Origin of the sequence: Arthrobacter sp. RT-1 (genome assembly GCF_003367205.1) — a bacterium.
Classification (GTDB): domain Bacteria; phylum Actinomycetota; class Actinomycetes; order Actinomycetales; family Micrococcaceae; genus Arthrobacter.
Genome location: NZ_QRGQ01000023.1, coordinates 40,701 through 61,308, shown reverse-complemented (window position 1 = coordinate 61,308; position 20,608 = coordinate 40,701). Strand labels below are relative to the sequence as shown.

At 66.5% G+C, this 20,608-nt stretch carries 20 protein-coding genes; 18 read left to right on the top strand and 2 right to left on the bottom strand.

Annotated elements, in window-relative coordinates; genetic code table 11:
• Positions 1 to 3 precede the first annotated feature (3 nt).
• The 9 genes from DXK94_RS15475 to DXK94_RS15435 all read left to right on the top strand — a co-directional run bounded on the left by DXK94_RS15475 (position 4) and on the right by DXK94_RS15435 (position 8,568).
• Positions 4 to 840, top strand: coding sequence for a carbohydrate ABC transporter permease (locus tag DXK94_RS15475; RefSeq protein ID WP_115525645.1), 837 nt, complete (start codon positions 4 to 6; stop codon positions 838 to 840).
• A gap of 128 nt (positions 841 to 968) precedes the next feature.
• Positions 969 to 1,751, top strand: a complete 783-nt coding sequence (locus DXK94_RS15470; RefSeq protein WP_115525644.1) for a TIM barrel protein — start codon at positions 969 to 971, stop codon at positions 1,749 to 1,751.
• Positions 1,741 to 3,300 carry a GMC oxidoreductase gene (locus DXK94_RS15465; protein WP_115525643.1) on the top strand — a complete coding sequence of 520 codons (1,560 nt, stop codon included), beginning with the start codon at positions 1,741 to 1,743 and terminating at the stop codon, positions 3,298 to 3,300. Before DXK94_RS15470 ends, DXK94_RS15465 begins: the two co-directional genes overlap by 11 nt.
• An 85-nt stretch (positions 3,301 to 3,385) precedes the next feature.
• On the top strand, positions 3,386 to 3,781 hold the full coding sequence (locus DXK94_RS15460) for a DUF6379 domain-containing protein (RefSeq protein WP_115525642.1): 396 nt from the start codon (positions 3,386 to 3,388) through the stop codon (positions 3,779 to 3,781).
• Entirely contained in the window at positions 3,778 to 4,881 is a 1,104-nt protein-coding gene (locus tag DXK94_RS15455) for a sugar phosphate isomerase/epimerase (protein ID WP_115525641.1), read from the top strand. Before DXK94_RS15460 ends, DXK94_RS15455 begins: the two co-directional genes overlap by 4 nt.
• Positions 4,882 to 4,901: 20 nt before the next feature.
• Positions 4,902 to 5,960 carry a sugar phosphate isomerase/epimerase gene (locus DXK94_RS15450; protein ID WP_115525640.1) on the top strand — a complete coding sequence of 353 codons (1,059 nt, stop codon included), beginning with the start codon at positions 4,902 to 4,904 and terminating at the stop codon, positions 5,958 to 5,960.
• Between the two features lie 8 nt (positions 5,961 to 5,968).
• Entirely contained in the window at positions 5,969 to 6,367 is a 399-nt protein-coding gene (locus DXK94_RS15445) for a DUF6379 domain-containing protein (protein ID WP_115525639.1), read from the top strand.
• Positions 6,364 to 7,551: a Gfo/Idh/MocA family protein gene (locus DXK94_RS15440; protein WP_181884849.1), complete on the top strand. Its 1,188-nt coding sequence runs from the start codon at positions 6,364 to 6,366 to the stop codon at positions 7,549 to 7,551. Before DXK94_RS15445 ends, DXK94_RS15440 begins: the two co-directional genes overlap by 4 nt.
• A 12-nt stretch (positions 7,552 to 7,563) precedes the next feature.
• Positions 7,564 to 8,568 carry a sugar phosphate isomerase/epimerase gene (locus tag DXK94_RS15435; RefSeq protein WP_115525638.1) on the top strand — a complete coding sequence of 335 codons (1,005 nt, stop codon included), beginning with the start codon at positions 7,564 to 7,566 and terminating at the stop codon, positions 8,566 to 8,568.
• 53 nt (positions 8,569 to 8,621) lie between these two features.
• On the opposite strand, the gene DXK94_RS15430 is transcribed toward DXK94_RS15435, so the two are convergent.
• Positions 8,622 to 9,668 carry a restriction endonuclease subunit R gene (locus DXK94_RS15430; RefSeq protein WP_115525637.1) on the bottom strand — a complete coding sequence of 349 codons (1,047 nt, stop codon included), beginning with the start codon at positions 9,666 to 9,668 and terminating at the stop codon, positions 8,622 to 8,624.
• A 68-nt stretch (positions 9,669 to 9,736) separates the two neighbouring features.
• Here DXK94_RS15430 and DXK94_RS15425 point away from each other — a divergent pair, with 68 nt between their 5' ends.
• A complete protein-coding gene (locus DXK94_RS15425) occupies positions 9,737 to 10,153 on the top strand; it encodes a DUF6379 domain-containing protein (protein ID WP_079597018.1) in 417 nt (138 codons plus the stop codon).
• Between the two features lie 45 nt (positions 10,154 to 10,198).
• Here DXK94_RS15425 and DXK94_RS15420 read toward each other — a convergent pair whose 3' ends face one another.
• The gene (locus DXK94_RS15420; protein ID WP_079596961.1) at positions 10,199 to 11,461 is read right to left on the bottom strand and encodes an ROK family protein; all 1,263 of its coding nucleotides are present in this window, start codon (positions 11,459 to 11,461) and stop codon (positions 10,199 to 10,201) included.
• A 106-nt stretch (positions 11,462 to 11,567) separates the two neighbouring features.
• Here DXK94_RS15420 and DXK94_RS15415 point away from each other — a divergent pair, with 106 nt between their 5' ends.
• The 8 genes from DXK94_RS15415 (at position 11,568) to DXK94_RS15380 (ending at position 20,591) form a co-directional block, all read left to right on the top strand.
• Positions 11,568 to 12,608 (top strand): Gfo/Idh/MocA family protein, encoded by a 1,041-nt coding sequence (locus DXK94_RS15415; RefSeq protein WP_115525636.1) that lies wholly within the window; start codon positions 11,568 to 11,570, stop codon positions 12,606 to 12,608.
• Positions 12,605 to 13,393 carry a hypothetical protein gene (locus DXK94_RS15410; RefSeq protein ID WP_115525635.1) on the top strand — a complete coding sequence of 263 codons (789 nt, stop codon included), beginning with the start codon at positions 12,605 to 12,607 and terminating at the stop codon, positions 13,391 to 13,393. Before DXK94_RS15415 ends, DXK94_RS15410 begins: the two co-directional genes overlap by 4 nt.
• A 253-nt stretch (positions 13,394 to 13,646) precedes the next feature.
• The gene (locus tag DXK94_RS15405; RefSeq protein WP_395929540.1) at positions 13,647 to 15,062 is read left to right on the top strand and encodes an MFS transporter; all 1,416 of its coding nucleotides are present in this window, start codon (positions 13,647 to 13,649) and stop codon (positions 15,060 to 15,062) included.
• A gap of 16 nt (positions 15,063 to 15,078) precedes the next feature.
• Positions 15,079 to 16,647, top strand: a complete 1,569-nt coding sequence (locus DXK94_RS15400) for a GMC oxidoreductase (protein WP_115525633.1) — start codon at positions 15,079 to 15,081, stop codon at positions 16,645 to 16,647.
• 193 nt (positions 16,648 to 16,840) lie between these two features.
• Entirely contained in the window at positions 16,841 to 18,061 is a 1,221-nt protein-coding gene (locus DXK94_RS15395) for an MFS transporter (protein WP_115525632.1), read from the top strand.
• 49 nt (positions 18,062 to 18,110) lie between these two features.
• Positions 18,111 to 19,079, top strand: a complete 969-nt coding sequence (locus DXK94_RS15390; RefSeq protein WP_115525631.1) for a LysR family transcriptional regulator — start codon at positions 18,111 to 18,113, stop codon at positions 19,077 to 19,079.
• A gap of 53 nt (positions 19,080 to 19,132) precedes the next feature.
• Positions 19,133 to 19,696 carry a DoxX family protein gene (locus tag DXK94_RS15385; RefSeq protein ID WP_115525630.1) on the top strand — a complete coding sequence of 188 codons (564 nt, stop codon included), beginning with the start codon at positions 19,133 to 19,135 and terminating at the stop codon, positions 19,694 to 19,696.
• Positions 19,697 to 19,808: 112 nt separating this feature from the next.
• Complete coding sequence (locus DXK94_RS15380) at positions 19,809 to 20,591, top strand: SDR family NAD(P)-dependent oxidoreductase (protein WP_115525629.1); 783 nt, start codon at positions 19,809 to 19,811, stop codon at positions 20,589 to 20,591.
• The last annotated feature ends 17 nt before the right edge of the window (positions 20,592 to 20,608 follow it).

Below are 20,608 nucleotides of genomic sequence, written 5' to 3'. Positions count from 1 at the left end.
GCCATGTTCCGCTACACCAAACTCACCCTGCTCCGCGAAGTCGGCCTGTGGGCACTCGCCCTGCTGTTCCTCGCGCCGTTCTACTTCCTGGTGACCACCGCCCTGAAGCCGGACACCGAGTTGTTCACCACCTCGGCCCTGGCTCCGCCAACAAGCCCTGACTTCAGCAACTTCGTGGACGTCCTGACCGCCACCGGCAACTCCAACGTAGTGTTGGGCCTGGTCAACAGCCTCATCATCACCGCCGGCAGCATTGTGGGACTCATTGCCCTCGGCTCCGTCACCGGATACGTCATCTCACGGAGCACCCGCCGCTGGAGCAAGGGCGTGTACTACCTCTTCCTTGTCGCCATCATCCTGCCCGGCCAACTCGGCGCCGTCCCCCTCTACATGGGTGCACGCGCCCTTGGACTTACCGGATCGGCCTGGGGCCTGATCGTCCTCTACACCGGCATGCTCCTGCCGCTCTCGATCTTCCTCTACGCAAACTTCTTCCGCGGCCTCGGCACGGACTACGAAGAAGCGGCAACCATCGACGGCGCCAGCAAGTCCCAAGTTTTCTCCAAGGTGGTGTTCCCCATGATGGCTCCCGCCACGGGCACGGTGACCATCTTTGCCGGGCTCATCGTGTGGAACGACTTCTTCACATCGCTGATTTTCCTGGGCGGCTCCGCCAACCAGACGCTGCCGGTGGCCATGTACTACTACATCGGCTCCCTGGTCTCCCAGTGGAACTCGATCTTCGCCATCGTCATCGTGTCCATGATCCCCATCCTCGCCCTGTTCCTGTTCGCGCAGAAGCGCTTCATCCAGGGATTCTCCGGCGGCCTGAAGGGCTGACCCGCAACGGTTGACCACCGCGCAGCGCCTCGAACGCTGTGCGGCGGCCTTCCACACCCAAAAACCGGCGGATCCGGGCGCTGACGGCCCACAATCCAGCTCACCTTTCTTACCTCAAGGAGCAATCCATGTACCAACTTGCGCCCAATATCGACCTTCTGTTCGCGGAAGCAGGCGACAGCGCCGCAGACCGGGTCCGCGCAGCAGCCGCCGCCGGCTTCGACGCCGTGGAAATGTGGGGGCCCACCGGCAAGGACATTCCAGCCCTCAAGGCAGCCCTTGAGGAAACCGGAGTCCAGCTCACCGCCCAACTGGCCGAACCGCGCATGCAGTTCATGATCCCGCCCAAGGACCACGCGCCCTTCTACACCGGCCTCGATGCCGGCGTCGAGGTGGCACGGCAGCTCGGCTGCCCACGGATTGTGGTGGGCAGCGGCACCGGCTTTGGCGGGCGCAAGCGGCAGGACCAGCTGGACGAACTGATCGAGATCTTCACCCGCGGTGTGGCGCACATCGAGGGTTCGGGCATCACCCTGGTCCTCGAACCGGTGAACATCCGTGTTGACCACCCCGGAGCCCTTCTGGACCGGACTTCGGAAGCCGTCTACGTCGCCAGGGGCGTCAACTCGCCGAACTTCGGCGTCCTCTACGACCTCTACCACTCCACGGTGGAGGGCGAGGACGTGGTTGCCGAACTGGCCAACGCCGGGGATCTCGTCAAGTACGTGCAGATCGCCGATGCCCCGGGGCGCGGGGAGCCCGGGTCGGGTTCCATCGACTGGCCGGCCAGGATCGGGGACCTGCAGGACAGCGGCTACACGGGCCCGATCGGGCTGGAGTACTACCCGACCATTGATTCGGCAAAGTCCGTCCGGCGCATCCAGGAACTGGTGGCGGGCCATGGCCGGTAGCCGCTACCCCGCACGCGTCGACGTCGCCATCGTTGGCAGCGGGCCCACAGCATCCGCGTATGCGCGAATCCTCAGCGAGGAAGCCCCCGGCACCACCGTCGCCATGTTCGAAGTGGGCCCCACCGTCAGCAATCCGCCAGGGGCGCACGTCAAGAACATCGCCGACCCCGGCCGCCGCAGCATTGCCCAGCGCGCTTCCGAGGGACCTGGGGCAGGGGCCGAAACGATCACCTCCCCCGGTGCAGCCAAGAGTGGAGAGCGCCGCGCCAGGGCAGGCACGTACCTCCTGCCGGACGGTTACGCCTTCCCGGGAGAGGACGGCATGCCCGTCGCGGCCATGTCCAGCAACGTGGGAGGCATGGCGGCGCACTGGACCGCCGCCTGCCCGCGTCCCGGAGGCACCGAGCGCATACCGTTCCTGCCGGACCTGGAGCAGCTTCTCGACGAGGCCGACCGCCTGCTGGGTGTCACCACCCACGCCTTCGACGACGCACCCTTCTCGGACCTCGTCATCAACCGCCTGTCGGCCGTCCTGGACGAGGGCCGCGACCCTGCATTCCGCGTCCAGCCCATGCCGCTTGCTGTCCACCGGCGGGAGGACGGCGGCCTCGTCTGGTCAGGCTCCGACGTCGTGATGGGTGACGTGACCCGCGAGAACCCGCACTTTGAACTCTTCGACGAATCGCTGGTGACCCGGGTGCTGGCGGAGGACGGAATTGCCTCCGGCATCGAGGTTCAGGACCGCCGCAGCGGCGAAACACATCACGTCGCCGCCCGCTATGTTGTGGTGGGAGGCGACGCGCTGCGCACGCCGCAGCTGCTGTGGGCTTCCGGCATCAGGCCCGACGCCCTGGGCCGCTACCTCAACGACCAGGCCCAGGTGGTGTTCGCAAGCCGGCTGCGCGGCGTCTCGGCCGAACATGTAACGCGGGCAGCTGACGGTGCCCTGAGCGAGCAGAGCGGCGTGGCGTGGGTGCCCTACATGGACGAGGCACCCTTCCACGGCCAGATCATGCAGCTGGATGCGTCCCCGGTCCCGCTGGCCGACGATGATCCCATTGTTCCGGGATCGATCGTGGGGCTGGGCCTGTTCTGCGCCAAGGACCTGCAGCGCGAGGACCGGGTGGCGTTCGACGACGACGCGCGCGACGCCTACGGGATGCCGGCCATGCGCATCCACTACCGCCTCACCGAGCGGGACCACGAGGTGGTGGAGCGCGCGAAGCAGGAAATCGTCCGCCTGGGCAAGGCGGTGGGCGAACCGCTCGACGAGCGTCCGTTCGTGATGCCCCCCGGAGCGTCCCTGCATTACCAGGGCACCACGCGGATGGGAGAAACGGACGACGGCGGGAGCGTCTGTTCGCCCGACAGCCAGGTGTGGCAGGTCCCCGGCCTTTTCGTGGCCGGCAACGGCGTCATTCCCACCGCCACGGCATGCAATCCGACGCTGACGGCGGTTGCGCTCGCCGTGCGCGGAGCCCGCAAAATCGCAAAAGAACTGAACGACGCTTTACTTATGTCTGAATCCGACAATAGAATGGCTAAATAATGATTAAGTGGCAGGACGCCGCGTTTTCGTTCACTCACGGGCATTTCATTCACCGGCAAGGCATGCCGCAGACAAGGAGGTCTCGATGATCGCCGACCGCATAATCGAGCAGGGAACACTCAGTACCCAGAACGGCCGTACCGCCGTCGAAGTCCGCATCCCCTGGTACCGCGCCCTTCCGGGCTCATGCATCGCCGGCGCAGCACTGACCATAGACGGCGTTGCCGCTCCCGAGGACAGCCTGCGCTGGACCATGAACAACCGGACGTTCAGCTTCGAGGAGCTCGTGGATGAGACCGGCGAATGGTGGTACCCGCTGGATTCGGCCATCCTCTCCGGCGACCTTCCCGTCCGGGATGTCGATGGAGAACACGAGGTCCGCGTGGACCTGAAGCTCTACATCCCGTACATCATCACCGACCACGGCGTGCTGCACATCGAAGAGCACGACACCAAGACCATGAAGGTGGCATCGCGATGACCAGCCTCGGAACGCCGATCCAGGGCGTCACCCTTTACAGCTTCACGCGCGCCTTCCACGCGCGGCAGTACGATCTCGATGGCCTGATCCGCAAGGTAGCGGCCGAGGGTTTTGGTCCGGGGCTTGAGGTCATTGGATTCTCCAGCCTCCGGGGCTTCCCGGACCGCATCGACGACGCTTTCGTGGGCCAGTTCCGCGACCTGGTGGCTGAGGTGGACCTGGTCCCCACGTCCCTCGCGGTCAACGTTGACACCGGCATCCGCCGGGACCGGCTGATGAACCACGACGAACTGGTCGAATACATGCGCAAGCAGATCGAGGTGGCGGCCAGGCTCGGCTTCCCGATTGCCCGCGTGCAGATCTCGCTGACACCCGACGCCATGGAAAGCCTTCTGCCGGTCGCCGAAAAGTACGGCGTTACCCTGGCCCTCGAAGTCCACGCTGACCAGCACGGCGCCCACGAGCGGGTCCTTGCCCTCCGCGACCGCTACGAAAAGCTCGATTCCCCGCTGCTGGGCTTCACCGCCGACTGGGGTGCCACCGTCACCGGCTTTGCCCCCTCCCTGCTGGAGGCCTACCGCCGTCGTGGCGCATCCGAGGACCTGCTCCGGCAGGTTGTTGAGCTGTGGAACGGCTTCTACGCAGAAGGTCCGCCCAACACCCAGAAGGTCCATGGTGAGCGCTTCGGTGCCTTCATCGGCCTGGCCGCCCGCAACGGCCGGCCGGATCTGGGGATCGACTTCGGCATCAACGGAACGGGGCTGTTCGGTCCCGCACCGCTGGACACCTGGCTGGAAATCATGCCGTGGGTCCGCCACGTGCACGGCAAGTTCTTCGGCATCGACGAAAACGGTGAGGAGCCCTCGGTTCCGGTGCGCGGCCTGGTCCGCCAGCTCGTGGAAAACGGCTACACCGGTGCCATTTCCAGTGAATACGAAGGCTGGCACTGGAACAACTGGCAGGACCCGTTCGACATCATCCGCGCCGAGCAGGCCGTCCAGCGCTCTGCCGCGGCTGACGCCGGCTCGGCCATGATCACCGACGCCCCAGAAGCGCGACGCATCCTCAGCAGCCACCTCGCCCAGCCCGTCCGCGGCTGACAACGAAGGAAACAACACACATGTCAGAAGGCATCGCAGGCTCGGGCATCGAGCTTGGCATCACACTCTATTCACTCACCTCCGAGTTCGCCGCCGGGCTCTACACGCCGGAGACGCTCATCAAGGCCGTCGCCGATGAAGGCCTCGGCCCCGGCGTCGAGTTCAACATCGCCCAGATGTTGCGCACCTACCCCGATGTGGACCAGGACTTTGTCCGCTTGTGGCGGGACAGCATGGACCGCTACGGCCTGACCCCCAGCGCCGTGGGCACCAACCTGGACATGGGCCGCCGCAAGGACCGGGACATGACGCCGGACGAGGAGTACGACTTCTTCGCCAGGCAGCTCAAGACCGCCAACACGCTGGGCTTCAACAAGATCGTCATCCGGTCCGCCGGCAAGGAACTGCTCCGCCGGCTGCTTCCGCTGGCCGAGAAGTACGACCAGAAGCTCGGCTACGAGATCCACGCGCCCCAGGGCCCGAACGATCCCAAGATCCTGCAGATCCGAGAGATGTATGAGGAGCTCGGCAGCGACCGGCTGGGCTTCACGGCAGACTTCAGTTCCACCATGCACAGCCTGTCGCCCACGCTGTTCCGCACCCTGACCCAGATGGGCCTGCCCGAGGAGCACTTTGCGGTCATGCAGGACATCTGGCGCAAGCCGCTGCCGATGCAGGAGCGGAACCAGGAGTTCGAGGACTACCTGCGCGAAAATAACTTCGATCCCGCCCGGCTGGGCCCCTTCACCCGGTTGGCGTTCAACATGCACGGACTGGTTCCGCCGGAGGAATGGCTGGACATCATGCCGCAGATGTTCCACGTGCACGCGAAGTTCTACGACATCGACGAGAACGGCAACGAGCCCGCCATGGACATCCCGCGCATCGTGCGCCAGTTCGTCAAGGGCGGCTACAAAGGATTCCTCTCCAGCGAATGGGAAGGCCACGCCTTCGCCGACCTGGGCGAATCGGACCCCATTGACCTGGTGAAGAAGCAGCACGCGCTGATGCGCCGCGCCATCGAAGAATCCGTTGATGCAACTGTTTCCAACCCGGCCCTCGTCGAGACTGCGAAGTAAGGAAAGCCATGGCAACCCACAACTCCCTGTTCCAGGACGCCGACGTCCGCAGGCACCCCGAGGGCATTTCGGTGTCCGTGCAACTGCCCTGGTACCGCAGCCTCTGGCTGTCCGCCGTGGACGATGTTGCGGCCACCGTCAACGGCGTGGCGATCCCCAAGGAAGCTCTCCGCTTCGAACTCCAGGGAAAGTCCTACTCCATCGCGGAACTTCCCGAACAGTGGGAAACCCTGTGGTTCGTCGCTGACAAGCCCGATGTGATCATCCCGCTGGACCGCATCCCCGACGCCGGCGAGGAAATCGATGTCGAAGCCATCCTTACCCTCCGCCTGCTTTACATGCAGATCGCACCCATGCGCTACGTCGGAAACCGGGTGGCGGTTGAGCGCAAGGTAGTGCTGGCATGAACACCCTGCGCGTGGCCATGATCGGCTACGGCTTTATGGGTGCCGCCCACTCCCAGGGCTGGCGCACGGCCCCACGCGTGTTCGATCTGCCGGCGGAGCCGGAAATGGCGGTTCTGGTAGGCCGGAACGCCGACGCGGTGGCCGCGGCTGCCCACAAGTGGGGCTGGGCTGAGTCAGCCACAGACTGGCGCGAGGTGGTCGCGCGGGACGATATCGACGTCGTCGACATTGTCACCCCGGGTGATTCCCATGCAGAGATTGCGATCGCAGCGCTGGAAGCCGGGAAGCACGTGCTCTGCGAGAAGCCGCTGGCCAATACGGTGGCCGAAGCCGAGGCGATGGCCGAAGTTGCGGAGCGGGCGGCCGCAAAGGGCATCCGGGCGATGGTGGGTTTCACCTACCGCCGGGTCCCGGCCGTCACCTTCCTGCGCAACCTGATCGCTGAGGGTGCTGTGGGGAGGGTCAACCAGGTGCGTGCCTCGTACCGGCAGGACTGGCTCGTTGATCCTGACATGCCGCTGGCCTGGCGCCTGCAGAAGGAGCATGCCGGTTCCGGCGCGCTGGGGGACATTGGGGCCCATGCCATCGACCTGGCCCAGTTCGTCACCGGGCTGAACCTGGAGAAGGTGTCCGGAACCATCGACACCATCGTCAAGGAGCGCCCCCTGCTCGATTCCGGCAGCGGGCTTTCCGGCACGGCCGGCGTGGGCAAGGGCAAGGTGACCGTGGACGATATCGCCATCTTCACCGGCCGCTTCGAATCCGGGGCCCTGGCGTCGTTCGAGGCTTCGCGCTTCGCCACCGGACGGAAGAACGCGCTGCAGATCGAGGTCTCGGGGGACAAGGGCGCCCTTGCCTTCGACCTGGAGGACCTCAACAGCGTCCAGTTCTACGACTGCACTGCGCCCAGTGACCGCCAGGGCTTCCGAAAGATCCTGGTCACCGAAGCGGAGCATCCCTACGTCTCCGGGTGGTGGCCGTCAGGCCACATGCTTGGCTATGAGCACGGGTTCTCGCACCAGGTCAAGGACCTCGTCGAGGGCATTGTGGCCGGTACGAACCCGCGTCCCACATTCGCTGACGGGCTGAGGGTGCAGCGGGTGCTCGACGCCGTCGAACGCAGTTCCGACAATGATTCAGCCTGGACCCGTGTTGCCGCTGACGTCCCGGCGCAGGTCCCGTAGGAGGGGAAATACATGGCACGACCTATCACTCTGTTCACCGGCCAATGGGCCGACCTGCCATTCGAGGAGGTGGCGCGGCTCGCAGGCGAGTGGGGCTACGACGGGCTTGAAATCGCGTGCTGGGGTGACCACCTGGACCCCTGGCGCTGGGACGACGACGCCTACGTACAGGGCAAGCTGGACATCCTGGAACGCCACGGCCTGAAGGTATGGACCATTGCCAACCACCTCAAGGGCCAGGCTGTCTGCGACGACCCCATCGACGAACGGCACCGCGGCATCCTGCCGGACGCCGTATGGGGCGACGGCGATCCTGAAGGAGTGCGCCGCCGCGCCGCCGAGGAACTAAAGAACACCGCGCGGCTCGCCGCTAAGCTGGGCGTGAAGACGGTAACCGGGTTTACGGGCTCGTCCATTTGGAAGTACGTGGCCATGTTCCCGCCCGCTTCCGAAAAGATGGTCGACGCCGGCTACCAGGACTTCGCCGACCGGTGGAACCCCATCCTCGATGTCTTCGACGAAGTCGGTGTCCGCTTTGCCCATGAGGTGCACCCGTCCGAGATCGCGTACGACTACTGGACCACGCAGCGGGCGCTGGAGGCGATCGGGCACCGCGAGGCCTTCGGGCTGAACTGGGATCCGAGCCACATGGTGTGGCAGGACATCGACCCCGTGGGGTTCCTCTGGGACTTCAAGGACCGGATCTACCACGTGCACTGCAAGGACACGAAGAAGCGGCTCAGCAACGGGCGCAACGGGCGGCTGTCATCCCACCTGGCATGGGCTGATCCGCGCCGCGGCTGGGACTTCATCTCCACCGGCCACGGCGACGTGCCCTGGGAGGACGCGTTCCGGATGCTGAACTCCATCGGCTACCGCGGTCCGCTGTCCGTGGAGTGGGAGGACGCCGGCATGGACCGTCTGGACGGCGCCCCCGAGGCACTGGCTTTTGTGCGCAGGCTCTCCAGCTACGAGCCCTCCGCGGCAGCTTTCGACGCCGCCTTCAGCACGAAATAAGTACAAAGCAAAGGGACCGGTCCTGGACATCCAGGACCGGTCCTTTTGTGGTGTCAGCCGGTGATTGAGCCTGTCGAAATCAGGGTTTCGACGGGCTCAACCGCCGATGGGAAAGGTTCGACCAGTGCTGCTTCCGCCAGCGCCAGGTGCCGCCTCGTCATGTCAGTGGGGTCATCCTGCAGCCACTCGTGGCCGCCCCACTCGCTGGTCAGCGTGCCGCTGAAGCCGTTACGGCGCAGGAGGGCGCCCAGGTCCCGCAGCGGCTGCGAAACCCGCCCGCCGTCGTCGTCCAGGTCCCAGAACTTTAGGTGGAAGGCGCCCACAAGGGGCAGGATGCCCTGCAGGTCGGCAGCGTCACTGCGACCAAATCGGATGATCAGGTTCATAAAGAGGGTGTGGATCCGCGGCGGCACGTTCCCTGAACGGAGCAGGGCGGTGACGGCGTCGTGGGTGGCGGGATCCCGCCAGTCATTCTCCAGGCGCGCCAGCAGATCCGGGGAAACACCGCCCTGCCGCAGCTCCTCGAGGTAGGTGACCGGAAGGGCCGGCATCAGCATGCTGATGTCCACGAGCACCCGGACGTGGTCATCACCGAGCGCGGCGATCGCCTCCAGGGCAGGTTCGACGGCGGGGCTTCCGGGAGCCTGCTGTCCCTGTATTTCCTCGTACAGCACCAGGTCGAGTTCGTGCAGGAGAGGCTGGAGCCGCGTGAGGAGTTCCGTCCCCGCCTGCCCGATCGGGAGCCGGACTCCGCGGGCTCCAACACGGTGCGCGGCATGGATCTGGGGGACCAGGAAATCCAGGCGCTGCTGCAGGGAGCGGCGGTCCGTGGGCGACGTGAAGTCGTCCAGGCTGGCCCCAACGATGCTGATAGATGCGCCCTTTGCCGCCAGGGCTTCCCGCAGGCCGTCCACCTCGTCGTTCTGCGGAGCGGGGAAGGACCGCCACACCAGCCCGGGCTCGAGCTCTACTGTCTTCACCACCGAGTCCGCTATGCCGGTGACGATGTCCTGGGCCGTCCGCCGGGCAGCGATGATGTCCGGCGTCCAGTTGAAGGAGCTGGCGCAGAACGTCCAGCCGCTTGGAATTTCAGAAGCCATAGGGCGTCTTCCCCTTTATGCTTGTTAATGACAAACTTATGTCAGATTCAGGATAAAGGATGGAAGCCATGTTGGAAACCGCTTTGCGCGAAGATGCGCTGACCGCCACTCCGGGAGGCTTTGAGCTCCGCCTTGGCCTGCCGTGGATCCGTTCAATGCCACTGTCCAGCGTTGCCGGCCTGTCCGTGGACGTCGACGGCGGTCCGCTGGCGCCGGGGGAGTTGGCGGTGATGCTCGGGTCCCGCGCCGTACACCCTGATGCGCTGCAGGCAGAGTCCGGCTGGTGGTTCGTCCAGGACAGGCTCGTCCTGGCAGGCCGGCGTAAACTCCCGCGCGGGCCGCACACCGTTGCCGTCGACTTCCGGCTGATGGTGCCCTACCTGCAGGCACGTCCCGGCTCGCCGCTGGTCCTGCCATTCCATTTGGACGCCCGCCTGGAACTTGACGGGGCGCCGGTCCCCAGCGTGTCCCGCGACGTGGCCTGAGGAGGTCCGGGTCCCGCCGCGGCGGAACCTAAAGGCGGCGGAACGTTAAGCGGAAAGGGCAACCCGTTCCGGCGACGGCCGCCCGTCCGCGAACCAGCGCGGGAAGGTGATGTCGAACAGTTGCTCGCGGGCCAGCTCGGCTCCTCCGCGCAGCGGTTCGCGCTCATCGTTGACGGAGAGGGTGATGGTGAGGTCCCGGGTGGCCAGCGGCAGCGACAGTTCGTAGACGCGTTGGCGCACTTCGGCAAGGAAAACCTCGCCGGCCGAACCCATGGCACCGCCGATGACAATAACCCCGGGGTTGAACATGTTCACCAGCGCCGAGATAGTCTCGCCCGCCACGCGCGCCGACTTCTGGACGAGGGTGATGGCCAGGGAGTCGCCCGCCTGGGCTGCAAGGGTGATCTCCTCGAGGGAAAGCCTTCCCTTCTTCGCCAGCGCGGCAAGGGAAGTGCTCACGCCTTCCTTGATGGCCTCTTCTGCGTCCCGGACCAGTGCCCAGCCGCCGGCAACGGCTTCCAGACAGCCGGTCTTGCCGCAGCGGCATTGGACATCGGAGTCGGAAACCCGGACATGGCCGATGTCGCCTGCCGCGCCGTTGGCACCGCGGTGGATCCTGCCCTTGGACAGCAGGCCGGCTCCGATGCCCGAGCCGATCTTGCAGTAGATGAGGTCCGCGAGTGAGTCGCGCCGGCGGGCGCGTTCGCCGAGGGCAAGCAGGTTGGAGTCGTTATCCACCCACACGGGCGCGGTGAACCGTTCCTCAAAGGGCGTGCGGACGTCGAAGCCGTTCCAGCCGGGCATGATGGGAGGTGCCACAGGCTGGCCCGAGGCGAAATCCACTGGTCCGGGGAGGCCCACCACTACACCCCAGACCGGCACGGCGGGGTGCTGCCCGAGCACTTTTTCCACGAGGGCCATGACGGCCTCGATGGTTTTCTCCGGACCCTGCGCGATGTCCCAGGTGCGGTGCGTGTGTTCCAGGATGTCGCCGTCGAGCGCGGCTACGCCAACCCTGATATGAGCCGCCCCAAGGGCGCAGATCACGATGTGTCCCTGCTCTGCGCGAAAGCGGAGGGTCCGGGGTGCGCGGCCGCCGGACGAGGCTCCGAAGTCGCCCTCGCCGAGGAAGCCCATCGAGATGGCCTGATCGACGCGTTGACTGACAACGCCCCTGCCGAGCCCGGTAACCTTGCCGATTTCCGGCCGCGTGGTGGCCTCGCCCGTTCGCACCAGGTTGACGATCCGCAGGAGGCTCGTCACTTCATCCGTCTGTGCTCCAAAGCGGAGGGTGGAGTCTGTGGTCATGCCAACAATTCTCACATAGATCGGCCGACTAAGGTGCGGTTAAGCACGACTATAGCCAGAAGCGTCCTTACTTATGAATAATAGAGACAAAAGTGAGGAGGCAACGATGCCTTGGAATGTGGGAATACTGGGAGCCGGGCCCGGCGTTGCCGCCCTGCATCTGCCGGTGCTGGGACGCCTGGCGGACCTGTACAAGGTGGTCCATATTGCCGACGCGGGGAGCGGCCGCGCGCAGGTACTTGCGGAAAGGCTCGACGCACGCTGGTCGGAGGGGGAGGCGGACCTCCTCGCCGATCCGGCGGTGGATGTGGTGGCCGTCTGCAGCCCGCCCGCTGAACATGCCCGCCAGATCCTCGGCGCGGTGGCCGCCGGCAAGCGAGCCATCTTCTGCGAGAAGCCGTTGGCCACCAGCGGGCAGGAAGCCGATGACGTCATTGCTGCATGCCGGGCCGCGGGCACACTCCTGCTGGTGGGAACGAACCACTTGTTTGATGCTGCCTGGGGGCGCGCAAAGCACCATCTTGTCGCCTTGGAGGGCCGGGTGCAGGCCATCTCCGTGACCCTGGCGCTGCCTCCGAACGACAGGTACCACCGGCTCGTGGCCGAGGGTGGTTCCCTGCAGGCTGCCCGGCGGGGGCGCCCCGACCTTGGCAACCCCGCGGTGGCGGCAGATGTCCTGCGGCAGCTTCTGACCGGGCTCGCGATCCATGATCTTCCTGCCGTGCGGGACATCGCGCCCGGCATCGATGACATTCTCTATGCAAGGATCGTTGCGCCCATCGGCTACCTGGTGGGCTACCGGGCCGGCGGAGTCCTGGTCCAGCTGGCACTCACCATGCTGCCTGAAGGGCCGGATGCCCTCTGGCGGATGAGCATCGCCACCACCCATGACCGCATCGAGGTGGACTTTCCGCCGGCCTTCGTCCACGCAGGAAGCGCTGCAACCCGGGTGCGCAGCGTGGACGGGCAGTGGACGGAGTATCCGCGCGATGAGGAAGACGGCTATGTGGCCGAGTGGCGCCTGCTTGCCTCGCTCCTGAAAGGTGATGCCCCCGTGGAGTACGACGAACTGCTGGCGGACTCGCTTTTTGCCATCGGGCTGGCCGACGCTGCGGCAGCCAAAGTCCTTGAAGGGGTGCCGCAATGAGCCGGGATGGCGCATTCGGCGTCATCACCGCCTTGCCGGCCTACGCCGCCGCTGTTGCCGAGCTTCCCGTCAGTGCTGCACTCGCGGAGGACATGCGGGGTGCGGTGGTGGTGGTGCCTGGGGCCGGGGATTGGTGGCAGGGCATGCTGGCCGCCCGGGCCGGGGGAGCGTCGGCGGTGGTGCTTGCCGACCCGGCAATGCTCCAGGAGGATGCCCTTGCCTCCTACGCATGGCCGGGTGACATTCCGGTGATCGTTGAGCGGCCCCGCCTGCGTCCCGATGTTGCGGCCGATGCGGTCCGGGCACGGCGGGGCAGTCCGGCCCGCCTGGTCACCGTTGAATGCGCCGCTCCGGTTGCCGGCCTGGACGGCGCCATCCTCGATGGCTTTGGCTGGGCGCGATCCCTGGCCGGGACACCCCTGGCGCTGCGCGCGGGAATGTCCACACCGCAGGGCAGGATGGCGTTGCTGGATTCGGAGGGTGGAGGTTCTGTCCCCACCACCGTTCTGGGGACTCCTGTCGGCGGACATCATGGAGGAGGCCTGCTCCACGTGCTGGCCCTTGGCGAGGTGCGCACTGAAGTGACCGTGGACCAGCCGGCCGGGCTGACCCGGGTGGAGGCCTTCACGGGGGAAGGGGCGTTGCGGGCACCTGAGCGTTACGAATCATCAGCACGCCTGGCGCTCCGCCGGGCTCTCGACGCCTGCCTGTCGGGCAAGCAGGAAGCTGACCTGGATGAGCTGCTCCAGGACATGGCCCTGGCATGGGCACTGCGCCATGCTTAGGAGCATCGCCATTCCTTCATGCTTGATTCCTACACTCTTATGTTGTTTTACGACTAAAGTCGGGTATCATGGAAGTGGCGCCGGGGTTCCTGCCGGACCCGTTCTCCGGCGTGATGGTGCGCCGGAGGCACACCACGTCGCGTCGACGGCCCGATCGTTCGGGTAGATCACTATGCCACTTTCGCCTTTGAGACTCCGTCTCCTTGTAATCTCCCTGCTCACGGTCTCCTTTCTCGGGGCCCTGGACCATACAGTGGTATCCACCTCGCTGGCCACCATCGCCGGTGAGCTGGGCGCGCTGAAGCTGATGAGCTGGGTTGTGGTGGGATACACCCTCGCCAGCACCGTGCTGCTGCCGGTACTCGGCAAGCTCGGTGATGTCCTGGGCGCCCGGCGGATCTTCCTCGGCTCGCTGGTGATGTTCCTCGCCGCCTCCCTGGCCTGCGGTTTCGCGACGGACATGGCGTGGCTCATCGCCGCGCGCGTCCTGCAGGGGATGAGCTCCGCCGGCCTGCAGCTGATGTCCCAGACCATCATTGCCCGCGTCACCACCCAGCGTGAACGCCCCCACTACATGGCCATCATCGGCGCGGCCTTCCCCATCGCCATCCTGGTGGGGCCGGTGCTTGGCGGCGCCATCACTGACTACTGGGGCTGGCAGTGGGTTTTCTGGATCAATATCCCCGTTGGTGCGGCGGCCCTGGCCCTTGCGCTGATTGCTGTGCCGCACCTGGAACCAGGCCCCGCGCCCCGGCACTTTGACGTTGCCGGTGCGGCAGTTTTCACTGCCTCGCTGGTGGCCCTTGTACTCGCAGTCACCTGGGCTGCGGAACGCAGCGCAGGCCTTGCCACAGCTGCTGCGCTCGCGGTCAGCATCCTGGGCTTTGTGGCGTTCTTTTTTATCGAGCGCCGCGCCCCCGAGCCCATCGTGCCGCTCCACTTCTTTGCCAACCGGACCATTGCGGCGGGCACCGCGCTCTCGGCGATTATCGGCGTCGGGCTCTTCTCCATCACTGCCTACCTCCCCACGTACGTCCAGATGGCCTACCGGGCCACGGCCACCGTGTCCGGCCTCGTTCCCATCGCCACCGTGTTCGGCATGCTGATCAGCAACCTGCTCACCGGATGGCTGGCGAGCCGGACCGGCCGGTACCGGATCTTCCCGATCCTGGGGACCTCGCTGGGAGCCGCCGGGCTGTTCGCGATGGCCCTGCTGCCTGCCGGGCTTCAGCTGTGGGTTCCCATGGTGGTGATGGGTGTGGTGGGCATTGGCACCGGTGCCTTCATGAGCCTGATCGTCGCCGTGGTCCAGGGAGCCGTCCCGGCAAGCCAGACCGGCACCATCACCGCAACCGTCAACCTGGTGCGCCAGGTGGGATCAACAGTGGCGACGGCGATCATCGGCGGCGTCATCGGCTTCGGCGTGGCCGCCCTCCTGCCGGCAGGCCTCGACGCTTCAACCCTGACCCCGCAGCTGGTCCACGGGGCCGCGCCGGACGTCCAGGCCAATGTGGCGCAGATCTACAGCTCGGTCTTCACCCCGGTCTTCATCGCCCTGGCGGCCGCCTATGTGGTGGGAATCGCCGCGGCTGTCCTGCTTCCGCAGGGCCGCCTCTCCGACGAACCCGTTCCCGCCGCCCCCTCACCTTCCGAATCCCTTTCGGCCTGATTTCAAAGGAGACATCATGTCCAACCCCACCATCGCCATCGTCGGCAGCGGGCCCATCGGCTCCACCTACGCCCGGCTGCTCGTGGAGCAGGTCCCGAACGCCCGGGTCATCATGTTCGAAGCCGGGCCGCAACTCACCGAAGTCCCGGGCGAGAGCGTCCGCAACATCCCGGATGCCGCCGAAAAGGCCCGTGCCCGCGAAATGTCCCAGGGGCCGCAGGCCGGCGCGTACCGGGAATCGCTCGGCATCCCGGCCGGAACCGTCACCGAGGGCATGTTCACCGCTCGTCAGGGCACCCACCTGCTGGACTTCGGGGGCGCCGGCGCGGCCCATGCCCCATCCTTCCCGGCAGCGGCTGCGGCCACCAACGTCGGCGGCCAGGGTGCGCACTGGACCTGCGCGACGCCGTCGCCCGCCTTCAGCGAAAAGATCCCCTTCATCGCGGACGACGAATGGGACGGGCTGATTGAGGACGCCAAGCGGCTGCTGCACGTCCACAGCGCCGCGTTCGCGGATTCCAAAGTCGGCGAGGCCATCCGGTCCCTCCTCGATGAAGAATTCGGTGCGGAGTTGCCGGAAGGCTATGGGGTGGGCACCCTTCCCGTGGCCGGGGATCCGCAGCCTGACGGGTCCGTGCGCTGGGCGGGTGCCGACGTCGTCCTCGGCCCGCTGGTCGACGGGGACAGTCCGCTCTCAAAGCAGTTCGAACTCCGCGACCTCACCCTGGTCCGCCGGGTGGAACTGGACGGGCACCGGGTCACCGGGGTCACCGTCCAGGACCTGCGGACGGGGGACACGTCATTTGTCGCAGCGGACATGGTTGTGGTTGCCGCCGATGCCTTCCGCTCCCCGCAGCTCCTGTGGGCCTCCGGGATCCGGCCGAAGGCCCTCGGCCACTACCTCACCGAACATCCGGTGGTCATCTCCACGGTGGCCCTGGATGCCGACAAGATGGGCCGGTTCGCCACCGAGGCGGACCTCGACGCCGAACTCGCCCGGCGTGCGCTGAACCCGGCTGATCCCGTTGCCGCGGTCAACCGCATCCCGTTCTCCGAGCCGGAGCACCCCTTCTCCGTCCAGGTCATGTACTCGGAGACCACGCCCTTCCCCATGGAGCCCGGAACCCCGTACTCACAGAACCCATGGGGCTACGTCAACATGGGCTACGGCATGCGCAAGCACCCCCGGTATGAAGATGCGGTCACCTTCGACGACAACGAGCCGGACTACCGCGGATTCCCCAACATGACCATCGAATACGAGCTCACCGAGCGGGAAAACGTGGAGATCGCCCAGGCCACAGAGCGGCTGCGCCGTGCCGGGAAGGCCCTTGGCGTCTTTGTTGCCGAGCCGCGCCTGATGCCCAACGGTTCGAGCCTCCACTACCAGGGCACCATGCGGATGGGCGCCATCGACGACGGCACTTCAGTGGCAGATCCGTGGTCGCGGGTGTGGGGCTACAGGAACCTGGTGGTGGGCGGCAATGCGCTGATTCCGACGGCGACGGCGATGAACCCCACCCTGATGAGCGTGGCGATTGCGGTCCGCGGCGCACGGAAGGTGGCAGAAGAACTGGGGGCCTGATCTGCTGGGAGCTTCCCGCCCGGAAGCAGCCGCGCGGGCGCAGCTCCATCCTGCCATCCGTTCCGTGGATATCAGCTATCCCAAATCCATGATTCCCAGATAGTCCAACGGTTGCCACAGTGAGGGAAGTCACTCTTCAGCGCCTGAACCGCGCTGATCCCTCCGTGACCATCAAGAGGCTAAGGAAAATTCAATGGAGAATATTCAGCTCACGGACACCGGGACCAGGAATGCGGCCTCGGACACCTCAGCGCCGCGCACGGCAGGGCGGCTGCAGGCAACCCTCCTGGTTGCCGGCAGCTGCATGCCGGTGCTCGGCGCCGTCCTTTTGGCGCCCATCCTCCCCACCCTGAACCAGGCGTTCGCGGACACCCCCGGCGTTGCCATCCTGGTACCGCTGACCCTCACGCTGCCCGCACTGTTCGTGGCACTCTTCTCACCGCTTGCCGGCTACCTTGCCGACCGGGTGGGCCGCAAGCAGCTGCTGGTCTTCTCCATGCTGGCCTACGCAGCGTTCGGGACCGCGCCGCTGTGGCTGGACACGCTCGAGTCCATCGCACTGTCCAGGGTGGGCGTCGGAATTGCGGAAGCGGCCATCATGACCTGCTGCACCACGCTCATCACCGACTATTACGCGGGCGGGCAGCGGAACAGATACCTCGGCCTGCAGACTATGGTCAGTGCGCTCGCGGCCACCGCGTTCTTCGCCCTCGGCGGCGCCCTGGGCAGCATCAGCTGGCGGACGCCGTTCTGGCTCTACGCGGTCAGCGCGGTGATCGTGATCCCCATGGTTTTCAAGCTGTGGGAGCCGGCAAAGAGCCGGCGCACGACGGCGGAAAGGACGCCGGTGCCATGGCGGCAGATCGGTGCCCCGGCCGCGGTGACGCTGTTCGGCGGGATCGTCTTTTATGCACTCATCGTCCACCTGCCGTACGTCATCACGGGACTGGGCGTGGGCGATGCAGCCCTCATTGGACTCGCTGCGGCCATCGCGTCCCTGGCCACCGCGGCTGGCGCCATCTCCTTCCGCTTCCTGGCGAAGCTCGGCACGCGGAACCTGCTGGCGCTCGCCTTCGGGCTGGCCGCCGTCGGACTTTCCCTGGTCTCCGTCGCGGGGAGCGTGCCGCTGGCGATCGCGGGGGCGGTGGTTGCCAGCGCCGGAACCGGAGTGCTGCTGCCCACCTTGCTGACCTGGGCCGTGAACGGCCTTGAATTCCAGCAGCGCGGGCGTGGCACCGGCATCTGGACCGGAACCCTGTTCATCGGCCAGTTCCTGACGCCCATCGTCCTTGGCGCGGCCGCGGCGGCAACCGGCAGCCTCAGCCTGGCCTTGGGCGGATTGGGAATCGCGTGCGCGGTGGCCCTCCTGGCTGTCCTGGTCCGGGGACCCCGGATGGCGCCCGCCAGCCATTAGAAGCCCGGCATCGCAAAGGCCGCACTGCGGGCATGGATAACCTGTGGGTATGAAGAACCTGGACCTGAACCTGCTGCCCCACCTGCAGGTCCTGCTTGAACTGCGGAACATCTCCCGGGCAGCGGAGCGGCTCCAGCTCAGCCAGCCCGCCACCAGTGCTGCGATGGCCCGGCTCCGGCGCCACTTCGACGACGAACTCCTGGTGAGGAACGGCCGCACCTACGACCTCACCCCCTTTGCGCAGTCCCTGGTCCCGCTGGTTGATGAAGCCATGCTTCACATCCAGCGGGCCACGCGCGTGCGGTCCGGCTTCGACCCCGCCTCCAGTGAGCGGGAGTTCGTCATCGCCGCCTCGGATTATGCGGCGGCGCTGATCGTGGGTCCGCTGCGGGGCATCCTGCGCCAGGAAGCCCCGGGCGTGTCAGTGGACTTCGTGCCCACCGCCGGTTCCGGGATCCAGGGCCAGATGGCCGACTATTCGAAGATCGACCTGCTCGTGGGGCCCACCGGGTACCACATGCAGGGTGCCAGCAAACAGGTGTTCCGGGACAGCTTCGTGGCCATTGCCGACGCCGGCAACCCCCTGCTCCAGCAGCCCCGGCTGACACTGGAGGACCTGGCCTCGGTTCCCCACGCCGTCGGCTATTTCGGCGAAGGAATCAGCACCCCGGCAGACAAGCTGTTCGAATCGCGGGGCATCCAGCGCCGCGTGGCTGCCGTAGTGGCCGGGTTCCTGTCGCTGCCGCTCCTGGTCGAAGGGACGGACCTGGTGGCCATGGTCCCGCGGATGCTGGCGGCCCGGGCCCAGCGTGGCGCGGACATCGTTGTGCTGGAATTCTCGGAAGGCACCGAAGCTTCCCTGGTGGAGGCCATGTATTGGCACCCGTCCCAGGCGGAGGATCCGGCCAGCGTGTGGCTGCGGTCCGTGGTCCAACGCTCCTGCGCCCGGCTTCACGAGCTCTTTCCCGTCACTGCCCACCCCGTGACTGTCCAGGCGCGGGAGGCAGCGCAGACGTAGAATCGTGCTCACACCGAGCCGGGCAGCGACTCAGCAACCCAAGGAGGACTGTTATGCGCAATGTAACCACCAGCCCTGAGGCGGCCGCCGCCGCCCAGACCCTGTTCCGCGTTGGTCTCGGAGGGGTGCTCATCGCGCACGGATCCCAAAAACTTTTCGGCTGGTTCGGCGGGGGAGGCGTTGAAGGCACCAGCAAGGGCATGCACGCCATGGGGTTCCGCCCGGCAAAACCCAGCGCCGTCCTCGCGGGCGTCGGTGAAGCAGGAGCGGGACTCGCCTTGGCCCTGGGCCTGGCCACCCCTGCCGCCGGCGCCGCTGCTGCCACCACCATGGGCGTAGCAGCCAGCGTCCACGCCCCGAACGGTTTCTTCGCCCAAGAGGGCGGCCTCGAATATCCCGCGGTGCTGGGCCTGGCAGCAGCGGCGTTCACCATTGGCGGCTCAGGTCCCTTCTCCCTGGATGCACTCACCGGCCATGTCCTGGACCGGCCCTGGATGCGGATCACCGCTTTGGCCGTGATCCCCACGGCCATCGCCGTCCAGATTGCCCGCCGCCGCAAAGCCCTGGCCGCCGACGCCGCAGCCCCTGGCGCAGGCACCGCCGCCGAAGCAGGATGAACCCGGCCCTGTGACTATCCACGCGGCAGATACCACCTAGACCCAAAGGACCGTTCCCCGGCCAGCCCATCCCTGCGAAAGTCGAAGAAACACGCTTTCGGAAGGACTTTTTATGCCTGTCTCCAGCCAGCGCCTGGCCGGCAAGACCGCCGTCATCACCGGAACGGCCAGCGGCCAGGGCAGGGCGGCGGCGCTCGCCTTCGCCCGGGCAGGAGCGGTGGTGGTCGGCTGCGACATGGACGACGACGGCGCCGCGGCCACGGTTGCGTCGGTCACCGCCGCTGGTGGCCGGATGAGCAGCAGCCGGGTGGATCTCACGGACGAGGCAGCCGTGGCGGCGTGGGCTGCGGGTGTCGCCGCTACGCATGGCCAGGTCCACATCCTGTACGCCAACGCCGCAGTCACGCGCTTCGCCCCGGTGGAGGAGCTCACCTTCGATGACTGGAAATGGAACATTGAACACGAGATGGACGTGGTGTTCCTGCCGGTCAAGTACTTCTGGCCGCAGCTGATCCAGGCCGTAAACAGTGCCATTGTCCTGGTGGGCTCCACAGCGGGGGTGACCGGCTCCATGACCAACGGCCGGCTGGCCCACACGGCCACGAAGGGAGCGGTGGTGGCCATGACCAAACAGCTCGCGGCCGAGGGCGCTCCGCATGGATTGCGCGTCAACGCCGTCAGTCCCGGAATGATCCGTACCGCAGCCACGGAGGGCAACCTGCTGGCAGCGGACCACCCCATGCGGACCATTGAGGGGAGCATCCCGCTGGGGCGGATCGGGGCGCCCGAAGAAGTCGCCAACTGCGCGCTGTTCCTGGCATCGGATGAGGCCTCGTATGTGACCGGCGCAAACCTAATGGTCGACGGCGGCTGGTCGGCCGTGCTGCCTGGCTAAGTTTCTGCGGTGGCCCC